The organism is Mycobacterium sp. shizuoka-1 (genome assembly GCF_002723835.1).
Classification (GTDB): domain Bacteria; phylum Actinomycetota; class Actinomycetes; order Mycobacteriales; family Mycobacteriaceae; genus Mycobacterium.
Window position 1 is genome coordinate 80,844 of record NZ_BEWG01000047.1, and the last position, 15,813, is coordinate 96,656.

At 69.3% G+C, this 15,813-nt stretch carries 20 protein-coding genes; 14 read left to right on the forward strand and 6 right to left on the reverse strand.

Going from position 1 to position 15,813, the window contains the following annotated elements; translation table 11 throughout:
* Positions 1-173: 173 nt before the first annotated feature.
* Entirely contained in the window at positions 174-542 is a 369-nt protein-coding gene (locus MSZK_RS15215; protein WP_099249190.1) for a hypothetical protein, read from the forward strand.
* Between the two features lie 7 nt (positions 543-549).
* Here the strand turns inward: MSZK_RS15215 and MSZK_RS15220 are convergent, their stop codons facing one another.
* Genes MSZK_RS15220 through MSZK_RS15245 form a run of 6 tightly spaced genes read right to left on the reverse strand, consistent with a single transcriptional unit; the run spans position 550 to position 4,856 of the window.
* Complete coding sequence (locus tag MSZK_RS15220) at positions 550-1,173, reverse strand: SAM-dependent methyltransferase (protein ID WP_099249139.1); 624 nt, start codon at positions 1,171-1,173, stop codon at positions 550-552.
* The gene (locus MSZK_RS15225) at positions 1,170-1,928 is read right to left on the reverse strand and encodes a PIG-L deacetylase family protein (protein ID WP_099249141.1); all 759 of its coding nucleotides are present in this window, start codon (positions 1,926-1,928) and stop codon (positions 1,170-1,172) included. The genes MSZK_RS15220 and MSZK_RS15225 overlap by 4 nt, the downstream gene beginning before the upstream one ends.
* Positions 1,925-2,857, reverse strand: a complete 933-nt coding sequence (locus tag MSZK_RS15230; protein WP_099249143.1) for an acyl-CoA dehydrogenase — start codon at positions 2,855-2,857, stop codon at positions 1,925-1,927. Before MSZK_RS15230 ends, MSZK_RS15225 begins: the two co-directional genes overlap by 4 nt.
* Positions 2,854-3,567 carry a glycosyltransferase family 2 protein gene (locus MSZK_RS15235; protein ID WP_233211326.1) on the reverse strand — a complete coding sequence of 238 codons (714 nt, stop codon included), beginning with the start codon at positions 3,565-3,567 and terminating at the stop codon, positions 2,854-2,856. Before MSZK_RS15235 ends, MSZK_RS15230 begins: the two co-directional genes overlap by 4 nt.
* Before the next feature lie 37 nt (positions 3,568-3,604).
* On the reverse strand, positions 3,605-4,321 hold the full coding sequence (locus tag MSZK_RS15240; protein WP_099249145.1) for a GAF and ANTAR domain-containing protein: 717 nt from the start codon (positions 4,319-4,321) through the stop codon (positions 3,605-3,607).
* A 37-nt stretch (positions 4,322-4,358) separates the two neighbouring features.
* Entirely contained in the window at positions 4,359-4,856 is a 498-nt protein-coding gene (locus MSZK_RS15245) for a DUF1990 domain-containing protein (protein ID WP_099249147.1), read from the reverse strand.
* Between the two features lie 143 nt (positions 4,857-4,999).
* Between MSZK_RS15245 and MSZK_RS15250 the strand changes: the two genes are divergently transcribed.
* From MSZK_RS15250 to MSZK_RS32385, 13 genes are all read left to right on the forward strand, one after another.
* Positions 5,000-5,638, forward strand: a complete 639-nt coding sequence (locus MSZK_RS15250) for a PaaI family thioesterase (protein ID WP_099249149.1) — start codon at positions 5,000-5,002, stop codon at positions 5,636-5,638.
* Positions 5,635-6,039 carry a TIGR02611 family protein gene (locus tag MSZK_RS15255; protein ID WP_099249150.1) on the forward strand — a complete coding sequence of 135 codons (405 nt, stop codon included), beginning with the start codon at positions 5,635-5,637 and terminating at the stop codon, positions 6,037-6,039. The genes MSZK_RS15250 and MSZK_RS15255 overlap by 4 nt, the downstream gene beginning before the upstream one ends.
* A gap of 84 nt (positions 6,040-6,123) precedes the next feature.
* Positions 6,124-8,175 (forward strand): threonine--tRNA ligase, encoded by a 2,052-nt coding sequence (gene thrS, locus MSZK_RS15260; protein ID WP_099249152.1) that lies wholly within the window; start codon positions 6,124-6,126, stop codon positions 8,173-8,175.
* Positions 8,168-8,737: an HIT domain-containing protein gene (locus MSZK_RS15265; protein ID WP_199203346.1), complete on the forward strand. Its 570-nt coding sequence runs from the start codon at positions 8,168-8,170 to the stop codon at positions 8,735-8,737. Before thrS ends, MSZK_RS15265 begins: the two co-directional genes overlap by 8 nt.
* On the forward strand, positions 8,734-9,414 hold the full coding sequence (pgsA, locus tag MSZK_RS15270; protein WP_099249206.1) for a phosphatidylinositol phosphate synthase: 681 nt from the start codon (positions 8,734-8,736) through the stop codon (positions 9,412-9,414). Before MSZK_RS15265 ends, pgsA begins: the two co-directional genes overlap by 4 nt.
* Positions 9,411-10,373 carry a phosphatidylinositol mannoside acyltransferase gene (locus tag MSZK_RS15275; protein WP_099249154.1) on the forward strand — a complete coding sequence of 321 codons (963 nt, stop codon included), beginning with the start codon at positions 9,411-9,413 and terminating at the stop codon, positions 10,371-10,373. Before pgsA ends, MSZK_RS15275 begins: the two co-directional genes overlap by 4 nt.
* A complete protein-coding gene (locus tag MSZK_RS15280; RefSeq protein ID WP_099249156.1) occupies positions 10,373-11,524 on the forward strand; it encodes a glycosyltransferase family 4 protein in 1,152 nt (383 codons plus the stop codon). Before MSZK_RS15275 ends, MSZK_RS15280 begins: the two co-directional genes overlap by 1 nt.
* 1 nt (position 11,525) lies before the next feature.
* Positions 11,526-12,572, forward strand: coding sequence for an NUDIX domain-containing protein (locus tag MSZK_RS15285; RefSeq protein WP_099249158.1), 1,047 nt, complete (start codon positions 11,526-11,528; stop codon positions 12,570-12,572).
* A 65-nt stretch (positions 12,573-12,637) separates the two neighbouring features.
* The gene (pdxS, locus tag MSZK_RS15290; protein ID WP_099249160.1) at positions 12,638-13,564 is read left to right on the forward strand and encodes a pyridoxal 5'-phosphate synthase lyase subunit PdxS; all 927 of its coding nucleotides are present in this window, start codon (positions 12,638-12,640) and stop codon (positions 13,562-13,564) included.
* Positions 13,565-13,570: 6 nt separating this feature from the next.
* Positions 13,571-14,413, forward strand: coding sequence for an acyl-CoA thioesterase II (tesB, locus tag MSZK_RS15295; RefSeq protein ID WP_099249162.1), 843 nt, complete (start codon positions 13,571-13,573; stop codon positions 14,411-14,413).
* On the forward strand, positions 14,410-15,003 hold the full coding sequence (gene pdxT, locus MSZK_RS15300) for a pyridoxal 5'-phosphate synthase glutaminase subunit PdxT (protein ID WP_099249164.1): 594 nt from the start codon (positions 14,410-14,412) through the stop codon (positions 15,001-15,003). The genes tesB and pdxT overlap by 4 nt, the downstream gene beginning before the upstream one ends.
* Positions 15,004-15,168: 165 nt before the next feature.
* Positions 15,169-15,441, forward strand: coding sequence for a cupredoxin domain-containing protein (locus MSZK_RS15305; RefSeq protein ID WP_233211327.1), 273 nt, complete (start codon positions 15,169-15,171; stop codon positions 15,439-15,441).
* Between the two features lie 123 nt (positions 15,442-15,564).
* On the forward strand, positions 15,565-15,708 hold the full coding sequence (locus MSZK_RS32385; protein ID WP_158230588.1) for a hypothetical protein: 144 nt from the start codon (positions 15,565-15,567) through the stop codon (positions 15,706-15,708).
* Positions 15,709-15,813 lie beyond the last annotated feature (105 nt).

Below are 15,813 nucleotides of genomic sequence, written 5' to 3' on the forward strand. Positions count from 1 at the left end.
ACCACACCCCCGACGACCACGACCGCCTGGGACACCACGACCACCACGACGCGAAAGCCGCTGATTCCCGGCTTGCCGCCGCCGCCGCAGATCCCCGGGCTCCCGCCGCTGCCGCACATCAGTCTGGGCTGACCGCGGGGATTGCCGGGCCCGAATCGGGGTACGCGGTGACCATGTCTGTCACCGCATTCCAGGATCTGCCGCTGGCCGATCGCGACCGGGAATGGGACGGTTCCGCGGCCGAGAAGCGAGTCCGCCGCTGGGCCGGCGCCACCGACGAGCCCACCGAGAAGTACCGCGACGCCCATGTCTGGTACGACAGTGCCAACAAAGACAACTTCACCGCGTACAAGCTGCTGATCGCCGACGTGATCGACGGCAAGTTGACCGCAGTGCCGCGCGGTGTGATGGCTGCGGGCGCCGTGATGCAGGGCTCCCGAGGGGGAGTCGACCTGCCGGACCGCGACATCGACCGCGTCAAAAGCCACCTCGCCAAGTACTACGAGAAGATGGACGACACCCCGCCGTGGGATCGCGGATGAGCGCCCGTCAGACCGCGCCCGGCACCCCGGTGTGGGCCGCCACCGATCGCGCCGAGCGGGTGTCGAAGACGTCAATCACCACATCCTCGTCGCGGTATCCGCCGATGTGATGCAGCCCCGCGGTGGCGCCGATGATCGCGTTGGCCTGGTCACCGGACAGGGGATAGTCGGCCACCGGGTGACGCCAGTGCGCGGCGACGACGGTGGCCGCCTGCGCCAAGCGTGGAAGCTCACGATCCAGGACCGCCCGCAGCGTGGGGCCCTCGAGGTAATAGCCGACCTCCGAGATCACCACCAGATCGACATCCGCCGGCCAGGGATCCACCAGAGACTGACGGTGCAGGCTCACCGCGTCGCGGCGTCCACACCGGGCCAGCCGCTGCGAGGTCTGGCGCAGGGCCGCGTCGGCGATGTCGACGGCGGTGACGTGGTCACAGCGTGCGCTCAACTGCGCGGTGAGCACCCCCACCGAGCATCCTGGCTCGAACGCATGCCGGTAACGCTCGCGGGGGAGCAGGGCCAGGGTGATCGCATACTTGCGGCGTTCGTACCAGCGCGACGCGAGTTGCCACGGATCCTCGGCCCGCTCGTAGAGGGCGTCGAAATACCCGTCGGGCAGACCACCGGTCACCGAAACACCACCTCGCCGACGCTCTGCAGCCGGGTCAGGACGTGGCGCGGCAGGATCGGCTCGCGGCCCGCGTCCGGGACGATCTGACTGTCGAACACGTCGACCGCGCGTCGTTTCCGTTCTGCCGCAGCGGGATCGCACACCACCCGGGCTGCCCGCTGCCACGGCACATCCTGGTCGCCGGGGCGTGCCCAGTGCCACATCCACACCGGATATTCCAGCAGCACCGCACCGGTGCGGGAGGCCGCGACGGCGGCTGCCCGGCCCACCGCCTCGTGATCGGGGTGGCCGTCGCCCTGCCACGTCGCCGCGCACCAGCTGCCGGTCGGGGACCGGCTCAGCAGATCGCTCAGAGTATCGGCCACTTCCGATTCGTGATCGGCCAGGCCGCCGTCGGGAAGACCCAGGAAGGTCGGCGGTTTCGCGCCGAGAACGGTTGCCGCACAGAGTGACTCGTGGCGACGAGTCTGCTCCAGGTCGGCCTTCTCCCGCGCCGACAGGCCCGGCCAGGCTGCGCCGCCGTCACTGGCGACCACGGTCTGCACCTCGACTCCGCGCGCCGCCAGCGCCGCCGTGGCACCACCGAAACCGAGGGTCTCGTCGTCGGGGTGTGCGGCGACCACCAGGACGCCGGGGCACCGTTCCAACGACAGCGCGGGCAACTGGTTCTGCCACGGCAGCCACTCTTCGGCAGGGGTTCCCGGCGCCTCGATCGGCACCTCGGCGAACCGCGCGGCGTTGCTCGCGGACGTCATCGGGCCACCAGGGCGCCCAGCGCCGCAAGATCCTTCTCGGCGTGACTCTGCCGGATGTACATACTCAGATCGGCGACCCGCTGCGCGTGTACGGCGTCCAGGGCCAGCGGCGTGGGGCCCAGTGCCCGGGCGCTGCGGCCGATCGCTTCGTCGACGGCCCATTCGACGACAGCACGGAGCCGCCGTGCCGTCACCTCGCCGTGCTCGCCGGCGGGGTCGGCGTCGATCTGCGCGGCGGAGGTGGCGAGAAGTGCCTGCGCGGCGGCGAGTGCGGCGTCGACCGCGCCGAGGTGAGCCGCCGCGTGCGGATCGCGGGAGCGCTTCGCTGCGACCGCGCGATAGAGCGGTGCGGCCACCGCGCGGGCGCCGCCCAGCCAGCAGGCTCCCACCCCGGCCGCGCCGTGCCAGAACCCTGGCCTGCGCAGGTAATCGCCCGGACCGCCGACCGGGATCGCCGGTGCCGCGGTGAACCGCACCGACCGGGTGTCCGAGTCGGCCATCCCGGCGTTGCGCCAAGTGCTCGCTAGCGGCCGCACATCGGCGGCCTGCAGGTCGACGGCGTACAGGCCGCGCTCACCGGTCGCCGTGCTGGCGGTCACCAACGCATCCGAGCACAGCCCGGCCCCCGAGCACCACGCCTTGGTGCCGCTCAGTGTCACGGTGTCGCCGTCTCGGTGGGCCAGCACCGTCGCATCGGGAGCCTCGGCCGCCCAGACACCCCACAGCCGCTCCGGGAGCACCGGCGGCCCGCCCAACTCGGCCAGGATCGCGACGGCGTCGGTGTGGGCTTCGGCGAGCCGGCCGCTCACCACGTCGCGCTCGCACAAGTCGGCGAGCGTGCACCAGCGCGCCATCGTCCGGCCCGAACCGGGTAGCGGCACGTCGAGTTCGCCGGCCGCCAGCCAGCGCTGCACGGCGCTGTCGGTCATGCCGGGTCTTTCGCCCGTCCGCCCACGACCCCGCGTAGGTGGGCGGCGAATCCCGCTGGGGCGCGCCCGATCCGGCGCGCCGAGGTGGCCACCGACAGCCTGGTGTCTCGGCGGATGCGGTAGCCGACCCGTTCGAACCGGCGCACCAGATCGACGTCCTCGGCCGTCGTCAGCGGTGCGAATCCGTCCACGTGCCAGTAGGCGTGCGCGGCGAAGCCCATGTTCGCGCCGTGGATGTGGTCGTGGCGGCCGCGGTCGGGGTGGATCTTGGCATGGTAGGCGCGCAGGTATCGGCGCACCGCGGCCGCGGGCAGTTGCCGCCAGTTGGTGACGCGGACGACACCGAGCACCATGTCGGCCTGCGCGGTGAGCTGGCGGCGCAACCAGTTCGTATCGACCCGAGAGTCGGCATCGGTGGTCGCGTACCAGACGCGGGTACCCCCGAAGTGTGTTCGGGCGTAGGAGAACCCGGCAGCCCGCGCCGCGCCCACACTGCGCGCCTCGATCGGCAGGAAGTGCACCCGCGGACCGAACTGGCCGTCCAGCGAGTCGCTTCCGTCGTCGCAGGCGTCCAGCACCACGACCACCTGCACCGGTATCGGCACGCGCTGCGCGGCGGCCAGGACCGCGGTCAGACACGACGGCAGCGCTGCCGCTTCGTTGTGGGCGGGAATCACGATCACCGCATGGTCGTACGCCGTTGCCGTCACGCCCCCTGAAATAGCCGCTGACAGCGTGTTTTACACGTCACCGTTGATTGGACTGCGCGGCGTCGACAATCCGACCGGCCACCTGGGCCAGCGGGACGTTGGTGTCGTGGGACAGTTGACGCAACATGTCGAAGGCCTGGTCGGCGTTTTTCGCGTAGCGCTCCATGATCATTCCCTTGGCCTGACCGATGATGTCGCGACTGGCCAACGCGTCCTGGAACTGGGCTTCGCGCTGGGCCGCATCCCACAGCAGTGCCGAGTGCGCGGCGAACAGCGAACCCAGGTGCCGGGTCCGCTCGTCGAACGCATTCGCGCGGTCGGCGAACACGTTCAGCGCACCCATCGACTTTCCGGTCACGAACAGTTGAAAGCCCATGATGCTGCGCACCGGTGTGGTTTTGAGCGCCTCGTCGCGAAACCTCGGCCAGCGGGTGTCGCGCTCGAGGTCGTGCACCACGACGACCTGCTGATGCCAGGCCGATGTCAGGCACGGTCCTTCCCGATGGCGGCGCTGGATGTCGTCGATGCGCATCGCCCACGGATGTGTCGCCGACGGGGTGTCGATCTCGAACTGGTTGGAGGTGACGGTCACGTTCGCGTAGTCCACCCCCGGCAACTCCGCCACGGCGTGCTCGACCAGTTCGGCCACCACCTCGCCGTTGCCGCTTCTGCGGGCGTAGAGACGGCGGGCGATCTCGGCGATTCTGGTTACTGCGTCCCCGTCCGGCGGTGAGGAGGCATCGTCGACCGACATGGTCGAGCGATACCCGCCTGCGGGCCACGCCCAACCCTCACACCGCGGACAGGTACCGCCGGGTGACGACCCGCTGAATCATCGAGGCGACCGGAGCCCCGATCTGGCTCCACCACGTGGCGGGCGTGGAAAAGGCCACCACTTCGGCGTGCACCGAGTCGTCGGCCGGGTCGTAGCGCACCCCGAACATCTCCTCACCCGACACGGCGTGCCCGGGCAGGCTGCCGTAGGCGAAGCCACGCCGGTTGGGTTCGTCGACCACGTAGACCACCCGGCAGGGCGCCGAGAACGGGCCCAGCTGTCCCAGCACGTCGGTGCCGACCTCGGCCACTTCGGTGGCGGCGGTCACGCGCAGTCCGGCCCCGCGCAGCATCCCGTAGCGCATCACCGCGTGTGCCGCCTGCTCGAAGCGCTCCCGTCCGCTGCCGATCCGGGACGATAACCGCACGTGGTGATAGCCGGCAGGCAGGTCGGCTGCCGTGGCCCCCACTTCGCGGTACGTCAACGGCCGGCCCGCCAGGTCGGTGAGTTTCACCGCCCCACCTTCCCACGAGCGCCACTCCTCCTCATCGCTCGTCCCTCGCTCTGCATCGTCGTGACGCGCCCGCGTGGCGCTTCCGTACTCTCAAGATCAGTAATCCGCACCCGGCGGCATACGGTAACCAGGTGGCAGAGGACATGACGGCGATCGGTGACCCCGCGGCGGCGGTGCACCCCGGCGGGGGATTCAACCCTCCGGTGCCGACCGGCCGGGGTGGACCGGACTACGGCAGGTTCATCGATGCGGTGCGCGACCTGCAGGACCATGCCCGCGCCGTCGACGCCCCCGACCAGGTGATCACCCAGGCCGCCGACCTGCTCGACCAGGTGTCGGCGCTGCTGGCGCCCTATAACGCCGACGAGTGGACCACCCCGTCGGGCCGGCGCACCGATCTGCCCATGCGCGGCAACATCCTGTCGGTGCCCAACGAGACGCAGGTGTGTGACGAGGACGGCCGGCTGCGCGGCTGGGCCCGCTTCCGTCGCTACCACCTGGGTCGCAACGGGGCCGTGCACGGCGGCATCATCGCCCACCTCTTCGACTCGGTGCTGGGCAAGACGTCGTTCCTGCTGACCGGCGGCCCGTACCAGCGCACCGCCTATCTGCACGTCAACTACCGCAAGATCGTGCCCATCGAGAAGGAGCTCCAGGTGGATGCCGGGGTGCTGCGCACCGAAGGTCGCAAGATCTTCGTCGACATCCGGCTCTCCGACGGTGACGACCTGCTCGCCGACGGCGAGGGGCTGTTCGTGCTGCTGAAACCGGGGCAACCATGAAGCGCTGGCTGCAGCACCGTCGCGAGCGGCTGCGCGAGCGCCCGGTCGCCGATTTCGTCTACCGGGTCGTCGTGGGCGCGATCGGCCTCGCGGTCCTGGCCGTCGGGATCGTCGCGATTCCCTACCCGGGACCCGGTTGGGCGATCGTGTTCCTCGGGTTGGCGATCCTGGCCACCGAGTTCTATTGGGCGCACCGCACGCTGTCCTACACCCGTGGCCGCTACGACACCGCAATGGCGTGGTTCCGCAGGCAGGGCTGGTGGGTGCAGGCCCTGGGCGCGGTGTTCACCGCCGCGGTGGTGGTGGCCACGCTGTGGTTGTTCGGCGCGGTGGGCTGGTCGGCGGGGCTGCTGGGCTTGGACCATCCCGCGTTGGACAGCCCCATCGGTCTCGGCGCCTGACCAGCGCCCCGATAGCATGGTCGCGTCCGACCGCGCGCATCCGCGGCGGTGGTTTGTGTCCACATCAGCCGAAAGAGGCCAGCCATGAGCGCCCCCGTACACCCCGCCCCAGCAGCCCCGATCCGGGTGCCGGCCGGGACTACCGCGGGTGCGGCGGTTCGCGAGGCGGGCCTGCCCGGCCGCGGCGAACCCGGCGCGATCGTGGTGGTGCGGGACGCCGAGGACAAGCTGCGCGACCTGAGCTGGACCCCCGACACCGACGCCGAGGTCGTTCCGGTGGCCGCCGACACCGACGAGGGCCGCAGCGTCATCCGGCACTCGGCCGCCCACGTGCTGGCTCAGGCGGTCCAGGAACTGTTCCCCGAGGCCAAGCTGGGCATCGGCCCGCCGATCACCGACGGCTTCTACTACGACTTCGACGTGCCCGAGGCGTTCACGCCCGAGGATCTGGAGAAGCTCGAGAAGCGAATGGCCAAGATCGTCAAGGACGGCCAGCTGTTCGCCCGGCGGGTCTACGAATCCAAGGACCAAGCCCGCGCCGAGCTCGCTGGCGAGCCATACAAGCTCGAATTGGTCGACGACAAGTCTGGTGACGCCGACATCATGGAAGTCGGGGGCGACGAACTGACCGCCTACGACAACCTGAATCCGCGTACCCGGGAACGTATTTGGGGTGACCTGTGTCGTGGGCCGCACATTCCCACCACCCGCTACATTCCGGCGTTCAAGCTCACCCGCAGCTCGGCGGCGTACTGGCGCGGTGACCAGAACAACGCCAGCCTGCAACGCATCTACGGCACGGCGTGGGAGTCGCAGGAGGCGCTGGACCGGCACCTCGAGCTCATCGAGGAGGCACAGCGCCGCGACCACCGCAAGCTCGGGGTGGAGCTGGACCTGTTCAGCTTCCCCGACGAAATCGGTTCGGGCCTGGCGGTTTTCCATCCCAAGGGCGGCATCATCCGACGCGAGCTGGAAGATTATTCGCGACGCAAGCACGAGCAGGCCGGCTACGAGTTCGTCAACACCCCGCACATCACCAAAGAGCAGCTCTACATCACCTCGGGCCACCTGGAGTGGTACGCCGACGGCATGTACCCGCCGATGCACATCGACGCCGAGTTCGACGAGAACGGCGCGCTGCGCAAACCGGGCCAGGACTACTACCTCAAACCGATGAACTGCCCGATGCACCACCTGATCTACCGGTCGCGCGGCCGGTCGTATCGGGAACTCCCGCTGCGGCTGTTCGAGTTCGGCTCGGTCTACCGCTACGAGAAGTCTGGTGTGGTGCACGGCCTGACCCGGGTGCGCGGCATGACCCAAGACGACGCGCACATCTACACCACCCGCGAGCAGATGCGCGACGAGCTGGCCTCGCTGCTGCGCTTCGTGCTCGAGCTGCTCGCCGACTACGGCCTCGACGACTTCTACCTGGAGCTGTCCACCAAGAACGAGGACAAGGCCGTCGGTTCCGACGAGATGTGGGAAGAGGCCACCGAGACGCTGCGTGAGGTCGCCGAGGCCTCCGGTCTGCACCTGGTGCCCGATCCCGGTGGCGCGGCGTTCTACGGACCCAAGATCTCGGTTCAGGTCAAGGACGCGCTGGGCCGCAGCTGGCAGATGTCGACCATCCAGCTCGACTTCAACATGCCCGACCGTTTCGAGCTGGAGTACACCGCCGCCGACGGCACCCGCCAGCGGCCGGTGCTGATCCACCGCGCGCTGTTCGGCTCGATCGAGCGGTTCTTCGGCGTGCTCACCGAGCACTATGCGGGTGCCTTCCCGGCCTGGCTGGCGCCGGTGCAGGTGGTGGGCATACCGGTGGCCGATGCACACCTGCCGTATCTGCAAGACGTTGCCGCCGAGCTGAAGTCACACGGTGTGCGGGTCGACGTCGACACCAGCGACGACCGGATGGCCAAGAAGATCGTCAACCACACCAACCAGAAGGTGCCGTTCATGCTGCTCGCGGGCGACCGTGACGTGGATGCGAGTGCGGTGAGCTTCCGGTTCGGCGACCGTACCCAGATCAACGGGGTGCCCAGGCATCAGGCGGTCGCGACCATCGTGAAGTGGATCGCCGACCGCGAGAATGCCACTCCCACAGCCGAACTGATTAAGGTCGACGGTGGCTGACCAACCGGATTCGCTGACCGATCGGGGCCCGGGGGAGCCGGACCGGCTGCAGCGGCTGTGGACCCCGCACCGGATGAGCTACATCCTGGACGTACCCGCCCAGAAGCAGGAGGGCTCTGCTGGTTCGGCAGGATCGTCTGCGCCCTTCTCCTACATACCGACCCTGTCCGACGAGGACGGCCTGGTGGTCGCCCGCGGCGATCAGGTGTACGTGGTACTGAACCTCTACCCGTACAACCCCGGTCACCTGATGGTGGTGCCCTATCGCCAGGTGTCGGAGCTGGAGGATCTCACCGCCGAGGAGAGCGCCGAGCTGATGGCGTTCGCCCAGAAGGCAATCCGGGTCATCAAATCCGTGTCGCGGCCGGACGGCTTCAATGTCGGGCTCAACCTCGGCAAGTCCGCGGGTGGCTCGCTGGCCGAACACCTGCACATGCACGTCGTGCCCCGTTGGTCCGGCGACGCCAACTTCATCACGGTGGTCGGCGAGACCAAGGTCATCCCGCAGCTGCTGCGCGACACGCGCAGGCTGCTGGCCGACGAGTGGGCCGGGCAGCCGTGAGCGACTTCTACCTGATGACTCGGGCGGCGTACGCCAAGCTCTCGACGCCGCTGGCCAAGGGAGCGCTGAAAATCGGGCTGACCCCGGACATGGTGACGATCATCGGCACGGCGGGATCGGTGCTGGCCGCGCTGACCCTGTTCCCGATCGGCCAGCTGTGGTGGGGCGCGGTGGCCGTGTGGTTCTTCGTGCTCGCCGACATGCTCGACGGGGCGATGGCACGCGAACGCGGTGGCGGCACCCGCTTCGGCGCGGTCCTGGACGCCACCTGCGACCGGATCAGCGACGGTGCGGTGTTCTGCGGCCTGTTGTGGTGGGCGGCCTACGGACTGCACAGTTCGTCGCTGGTGGTGGCCACGATGATCTGCCTGGTCACCTCGCAGGTGATCTCGTATGTCAAGGCCCGCGCCGAGGCCAGCGGTCTCGAAGGCGGCGGCGGGCTCATCGAGCGGCCGGAACGGCTGATCATCGTGCTGGTCGGCGCCGGCGTCTCCGACCTGCCGTACTTCCCGATTCCGGTGGTGCTGCACGTCGCCATGTGGCTGTTGGCCATCGCCAGCCTGGTGACGGTGGGCCAGCGCGTGCACTCGGTGCGCTGCAGTCCGGGTGCGATGGACAAGATCTCACCGCCTGCCCCGCAGCCCGCGGGTGACGAGCCACGAGGCACCGAGCAGTGATCACCACCCCGGCGCAGCTGTGGTCGGCGGGCCGCAAGCGTCTCCCGCGCGGCGAGCACGTGAGCGATCTGGGCTACGCGGCGGGCTGGCGACTGGTCCGCGCCATGCCGGAATTCGTGGCGCGCAACGCGTTCGACGCCGGCGCCTGGTATGCCGCGCTGGGCGGCGGCCCGGACCAGCTGCGCAAGAACCTGGCCCGGGTGACCGGCACCACCGCAGCCGACATCCCGGATTCGCTGGTGCGTGCGTCGCTGGCCTCCTACGCCCGATATTGGCGGGAGGCCTTCCGGTTGCCGACGATGGATCTGGATTCGGTCGCGCGCCGTCTCGACGAGGTGGTCATCGGAGCCGAGCACATCGACGCGGCGTTCGCGGCGGGGCGCGGCGCCGTGCTGGCGCTGCCGCACAGCGGCAACTGGGACATGGCCGGGGTATGGCTGGTCCACCACAGCGGCACCTTCACCACCGTCGCCGAGCGGCTCAAGCCCGAATCTCTCTACCGGCGTTTTCTGGATTACCGGGAGAGCCTCGGCTTCGAGGTGCTGCCGCTCAACGGCGGCGATCGCTCGCCGATGGCGGTGCTCGCCGAACGGCTGCGGGCCAATCGGGCGGTATGCCTGATGGCCGACCGCGACCTCACGAAATCCGGTGTCCAGGTCGACCTTTGCGGTGAGCCGACGCGACTGCCGGGCGGGCCGGCCAAGTTGGCGATCGAGACGGGTGCCGCGCTGCTGCCCGCGCACGTCTACTACCAGGGCGACGACTGTGTGGTGCACATCTTCCCGCCGCTGGACACCTCGAGCGGGGACATCCGCGTCATCACCCAAGCGCTGGCCGACAGGTTCGGCGCCAACATCGCCGCCCACCCCGAGGACTGGCACATGCTGCAGCCGCAGTGGCTGGCCGACCTGTCCGATGAGCGGCGGGCCCGCCTAGGGGATGACGAAGGCGCAGCCTGATGCGCATCGGCATGGTCTGCCCGTATTCGTTCGACGTGCCCGGCGGGGTGCAGTCGCACATCCTGCAGCTGGCCGAGGTGATGCGGTCGCGCGGCCACGAGGTCAGCGTGCTGGCGCCGTCGTCGCCGGACGTCAAGCTGCCCGACTACGTGGTCTCCGGCGGCAAGGCGGTGCCGATTCCCTACAACGGCTCGGTGGCCCGGCTGCGGTTCGGCCCAGCCACCCACCGGCAGGTCAAGAAATGGCTCGCCCAGGGTGATTTTGACGTGCTGCACCTGCACGAGCCCAACGCGCCGAGTCTGTCGATGCTGGCGCTGCAGGCCGCCGAGGGGCCGATCGTGGCGACGTTTCACACCTCGACCACCAAGTCGCTGACGCTGAGTGTGTTCCAGGGCATCCTGCGGCCCTTCCACGAAAAGATCGTCGGCCGGATCGCGGTGTCCGACCTGGCTCGGCGCTGGCAGATGGAGGCGCTGGGCTCCGACGCCGTCGAAATCCCCAACGGTGTCGACGTCGCGGCACTGCAGGCGGCACCGCGGTTGGACGGCTACCCGCGGCCCGGCAAGACGGTGCTGTTCCTCGGGCGCTTCGACGAGCCCCGCAAGGGGATGGCTGTGCTGGTCGGCGCGCTGCCGAGGCTGGTGGAACGGTTCGCCGACATCGAGATCCTGATCGTCGGCCGAGGCGACGAGGACGAGCTGCGGGACACCTGCGGCGATCTGGCCGGGCACCTGCGTTTCCTCGGGCAGGTTGACGACGCCGAGAAGGCGGCCGCGCTGCGCAGCGCCGACGTCTACTGCGCGCCGCACACCGGTGGCGAGAGCTTCGGCATCGTGCTGGTCGAGGCGATGGCCGCGGGCACCCCGGTGGTGGCCAGTGACCTCGACGCCTTCCGGCGCGTGCTGCAGGACGGCAAGGCGGGCCGGCTGGTGCCCGTCGAGGACTCCGGGGCGCTGGCCGAGGCGCTGATCGAGGTGCTCGAGGACGACGCGCTGCGCACACGGTACGTGGCGGCCGCCGACGCCGCAGTGCGACGCTACGACTGGCCGGTGGTAGCCGATCAGATCATGCGGGTGTACGAGACGGTCGCCGGTGCCGGGGTGAAGGTCACGGTGGCGGGTACCCAGAGCCGCAGCGGAACGGCGACCTGAGATGGCGTGGTCGGTGTACTGGGTGTTGACGGCGGTCCTGATCGCGGTGCTGGTGATCAGCGCGCTGCTGGCCCTACAGACCGCCAACCGGCTGGACCGGTTGCATGTCCGCTGCGACCTGTCCTGGCAGGCGCTGGACGGCGCGCTGGCCCGGCGTGCGGTGGTCGCCCGTGCGGTGGCCGCCGACACCTACCGCGGACGCCCCGAAGGCAAGCGGCTGGCCGCCCTGGCCGACGCCGCCGAGCGCGCGCCGCGGTCCAGTCGGGAAGCGGCCGAGAACGAGCTGTCGGCGGCGCTGGCGACGATCGAGCCGACGTCGATGCCGGTGGCGCTGGTCGCCGAGCTCGCCGACGCCGAGGCCCGGGTGCTGCTGGCGCGCCGGTTTCACAACGACGCGGTGCGCGACACCCTGGCGCTGCGGGAACGGCGTCCGGTCCGCTGGCTGCGGCTGGGCGGCACAGCGGCGCTGCCCAGCTATTTCGAGATAGCCGAACTGGCGGCCGGGGCCGAATTGCCGGCCGCCGCCCCCGACCAGGTCGACCGCCGCACGTCGGCGCGGGTGGTGCTGCTCGACGACCAGGGCGCGGTGCTGCTGTTCTGCGGCTCCGACCCGGCATTCACTGGTGCGGGGGATGCCCCGCGGTGGTGGTTCACCGTCGGCGGCGCGGTCATGCCGGGGGAGCGCTTGGTCGATGCGGCGGTTCGGGAGATCGCCGAGGAGACCGGCCTGCAGGTCCACGCCGCTGCGATGGTCGGGCCGGTCTGGCGCCGCGACAAGGTGATCGACTTCAACGGCACGGTCGTGGCCAGCCAGGAGTTCTACTTCGTCCACCGCACGGCCCGGTTCGAACCGACCGCGGCCGGACGCACCCAGCTCGAACTGCGGTACATTCACGGCCACCGCTGGTGTGACTCCGCCACGATCGATCAACTGGCCGCGGGTGGGCAGACGGTGTATCCGCTGCAGCTCGGTGAGCTGCTGGCGGAGGCGAACATGTTGGCCGACGGACGTGGCGGCCCGCACAGGGAGTTGCACCCGATCCGCTGAATAGCGGAAAATTCAGTTTGAGATCGCCGTTTAGACTGAATCCGTATCTAAGGAAGGGACCGACAGTGGAAACCGGAGCTAGCGCAGCTGGATCCAACGGCTCGGCCGGCGCGCAGACGGGTACCGCTCGGGTCAAGCGCGGTATGGCGGAGATGCTCAAGGGCGGCGTCATCATGGACGTCGTCACCCCTGAGCAGGCGCGGATCGCCGAAGGTGCCGGAGCAGTCGCGGTCATGGCGCTCGAACGCGTCCCGGCTGACATCCGCGCCCAGGGCGGCGTGGCCCGGATGAGTGACCCCGATCTGATCGAGGGCATCATCTCGGCCGTCACCATCCCGGTGATGGCCAAGGCGCGGATCGGGCACTTCGTCGAGGCGCAGATCCTGCAGAGCCTCGGCGTCGACTACATCGACGAGTCCGAGGTGCTCACCCCGGCCGACTACACCCATCACATCGACAAGTGGCGGTTCACCGTCCCGTTCGTGTGTGGCGCGACCAACCTGGGCGAGGCGCTACGGCGCATCACCGAGGGTGCGGCGATGATCCGCTCCAAGGGCGAGGCCGGAACCGGCGACGTCTCCAACGCGACCACTCACATGCGCTCCATCGGGGCGGAGATCCGGCGCCTGTCGTCGCTGTCGGAGGACGAGCTGTACGTCGCGGCCAAGGACATGCAGGCGCCCTACGACCTGGTCGCGGAGGTGGCCCGGGCGGGCAAGCTGCCGGTGACCTTGTTCACCGCCGGTGGTATCGCCACCCCTGCCGACGCCGCGATGATGATGCAGCTCGGTGCCGAAGGCGTCTTCGTCGGCTCGGGCATCTTCAAGTCGGGCGATCCTGCGGTGCGAGCCGCCGCGATCGTCAAAGCCACCACCTTCTACGACGACCCCGACGTGCTGGCGCGGGTGTCGCGGGGACTCGGTGAGCCCATGGTCGGGATCAACGTGGAGGAGATCGCGGAGCCGCACCGACTCGCTCAGCGCGGCTGGTAGTCGGCGGTGGCAATCGAAGAGATCCTCGATCTGGAACAGCTCGAGGTCAATATCTACCGCGGTGGGGTGTTCAGCCCCGAATCCGGCTTCCTGCAGCGCACCTTCGGCGGCCACGTGGCCGGCCAGTCGCTGGTGTCGGCGGTGCGCACCGTCGAGCCCGCGTTCGAGGTGCACTCGCTGCACGGTTACTTCCTCCGGCCCGGCGACGCCACGAAGCCGACCGTCTATCTGGTCGAGCGGCTGCGCGACGGCGGGTCGTTCGTCACCCGCCGGGTCAACGCCGTCCAGCACGGCGAGACCATCTTCTCGATGTCCGCGTCGTTCCAGAGCGACCAGAGCGGGATCGAACATCAGGACGCGATGCCCGCCGCGCCGCCGCCGGACAACCTGCCCGGATTCGTCTCCAAGGGCGGGGTGTTCGATGACGCCGGCTTCGCCCAGTTCGCCGAATGGGACGTCCGCATCGTCCCGCGCGACCAGGTGGCGCTGCTGCCCGGCAAGGCCTCCCAGCAGCAGGTGTGGTTCAAGCACAAGGATCCGCTGCCCGACGATCGCGTCCTGCACATCTGCGCGCTGGCCTACATGAGCGATCTCACCCTGCTCGGCTCGGCGCAGGTCAACCACGCCGAGGAGCGCCCGCACCTCAACGTCGCCTCGCTGGACCACGCGATGTGGTTCATGCGGCCGTTCCGGGCCGACGAGTGGCTGCTCTACGACCAGTCCTCGCCTTCGGCGTGCGGGGGCCGGTCGCTGACCCAGGGCAAGATCTTTACCCAGTCCGGCGAGATGGTGGCGGCCGTGATGCAGGAGGGGCTGACGCGCTACAAGCGCGGATACACCGGCGCGTGAGCGTCCGAGTCGGCGTGCTGGCGCTTCAGGGCGACACCCGCGAGCACCTGGCCGCGCTGCGCGAGGCCGGCGCCGAGGCGTCGACGGTCCGTCGCCGGACCGAACTCGACGCCGTCGATGCTCTGGTCATTCCCGGCGGGGAGTCGACCACGATGAGCCACCTGCTGCGCGAATTCGAGCTCACCGAACCCTTGCGCGACCGCTTGGCCGACGGCATGCCTGCCTACGGCTCGTGTGCGGGGATGATTCTGCTGGCCACCGAGATCCTCGACGCCGGTGCCTCCGGACGCGAAGCTCTGCCGCTGGGTGGCATCGATATGACTGTGCGGCGCAACGCATTCGGGCGCCAAGTCGACTCCTTCGAGGGTGATATCGCCTTCGACGGGCTGGACGGGCCGGCGCACGCGGTGTTCATCCGCGCCCCCTGGGTGGAGCGGGTCGGGCCGGCCGTGCAGGTGCTGGCCCGCGCCGGCGACCACATCGTGGCGGTGCGGCAGGGCCGCGTGCTGGCCACCGCGTTCCACCCCGAGATGACCGGCGATCGCCGGGTGCACAAGCTCTTCGTCGACATCGTCACCGGCGCGCGCTGACTGACTCGAAAGATCGGTTCAGAAGACGGGTGTCGGGGGTATACCTTCGTCCGCCGAGTCGACACGCGAAGAAAAGACGGATGGGAAGTGAAGGCGTACCAGTGGCTTGCTGTCGTGGCCGCTACGTCGGCTGCAGTGGCGTGCGGTACCCAACCGTCGAGGCGGGTGGCCGGTCCGGTCGTGGAGATCACCATCGCCAGGGGAAGCATCAATCCCACCACTGCCTCGCTGACGGCCAAGGTGGGTCAGCCAATCACGTTGCGGGTCAACAGCGACGCCGTTGACGAGTTGAGAGTGCATTCCGCCGCCGACCACCGATTCGTGGTGGAGCCTGAGATCGAGCAGGTGTTCTCGTTCCGTGCGGACGCGCCCGGTGATGTTGCCGTCGAATTGCGCCACCTCAACCGGACGGTCGCGACCATCGAAGTGCAGCCCTGAGCCCGCGCCGGCAATTCTTCGACTGACGTTTAACTGACGTCAATCTGGGCAGTCCCGCTCTGCCGGGAGCGTTGCCGATAATCATGGCCTTGGCTCACGGCGCGACACTAGGAGGTCGTGATGATGACATCACGCAGCTGGTTGAGTCGGCGAGTGCGTCAGATGCTGCACCACCAGGATTCGAAAGCCGCCGAGGGGTTGTGGCGCCCGGCCTGGCAGAGCAATCCCGCCGCGGTGCGCCCGACGAGTTGGTGGCGCGCGCTCTAATCCGATTTCGGCGCGTAAACCGCCGCTGGGCGAACTGTTCTGTTCGGGGACATCGCTGACAGTGGTATGTCTCGGGACATCGCTGACACCTGAGTAGGGCTGGGA